The following is a 1,348-nucleotide window of genomic DNA, read 5'->3' as shown; positions in this document are numbered from 1 at the left end:
TCTGTAGTGCCGCCCATTGCCGCCGAAAGATTTTCGCCGAGCGCTTCGGTGATGGCGTGGTCCGCCCCATGGCTCGCCGGACAGCCCGTCTGGACTGCCTGGTCCGGTATCTCGCTCTTGCGTTGGGCGGTCGCCCTGCGGCACGCTTTGCGGATCGTCTCGGATTGTCGGTGAGCAATGATACTCTGCTGCGAACCGTCCGCCGATTTGATCGCCCGCCGCCAACGCCACCGAGTGTGATCGGCATCGATGACTGGGCGTGGCGTCGCAGTCATCGATATGGCACTATCATTTGTGATCTTGAACGGCGAAAGACGATCGCATTGTTGCCCGACCGGGAACCCGCGACCGCCAGAGCCTGGCTGATCCAACAGCCCCAGATCGAGATCATCGCACGAGACCGCGGTGGCGGGTATGCGCAGGCAGCGGCACAAGCCCTGCCGCACGCGGGTCAGGTTGCCGACCGTTGGCATCTGATGGAGAACGCCAGCCACGCCTTTCTTGATGCCGTGCGCAAGTCGATGCGGCAGGTCCGCGTGGCAATCGGCACTGCAACCGTAAATCCGGAGCTTCTGACCGCCGCCGAGCGACTGCAATACGAGGGATATTTGCGGCGTGAAGAGGCAAACTCTGTCATTCGTGGACTCGTCGGCGAAGGCGTCTCCATCAAGGAAATCGTGCGCAGAACCGGGCACAGCCGTAAGCTGGTTCGCAGCGTCGTTCGTGGTCAGCGGACCGACATCTTCCGGGTCCGGCAAACCTCCCTCGAACCACATCTGCCTTGGCTTGAGGCGCAATGGGACGCCGGAATGCGAAACGGCGCTGAACTGTGGCGGCAGCTTCGACTGGCTGGCTTTGACGGCGGTCTGCGGGTGGTCACCGAATGGGCAACGCGACGAAGGCGTGCCGAAAAGGCCGAAAACGGACTCGGTCATGCACCGGTCGCACGCACTATCGCCCGCCTGATGACCCTTGAACGCAACAATTTGACCAAGGCTCAAACGATGACGGTTGCCGCAATCGAAGAGCGGCTACCGGACCTTGCTGAGGCCAGGGATGTCGTCGAGAGCTTTCACAATATGCTGCGCCGGAAGTCTAAAGATGACCTGAACACGTGGATCGACCGCGCAGCAACAAGCTTGGTCGCGTCTTTCGCTAACGGCATTATCCGCGACAGAGCAGCGGTTCAGAATGCTATCACTTCAATTTGGTCGAACGGCCAGACAGAGGGACAAATCACCAAGCTTAAGCTCATCAAGCGCCAAATGTACGGGCGTGGCAAACTCGATTTGCTCGAGGCACGTATCCTCGGAGCGACCTGATGTCACCGAGATTGCGTCAGAGCCAA

1 protein-coding gene is annotated in these 1,348 nt (G+C 60.3%); it reads left to right on the top strand.

Translation table 11 applies throughout. The features are described from left to right. Positions 1-1,322, top strand: a 1,322-nt coding sequence (locus DUT91_RS24970; protein WP_147272304.1) for an ISL3 family transposase, incomplete at its 5' end; no start/stop codon positions are given. Positions 1,323-1,348 lie beyond the last annotated feature (26 nt).

The sequence above is a fragment of the Paramesorhizobium salinisoli genome, assembly GCF_003335045.1.
Classification (GTDB): Bacteria; Pseudomonadota; Alphaproteobacteria; order Rhizobiales; family Rhizobiaceae; genus Paramesorhizobium; species Paramesorhizobium salinisoli.
This window is presented reverse-complemented; position numbering and strand designations above follow the sequence as displayed.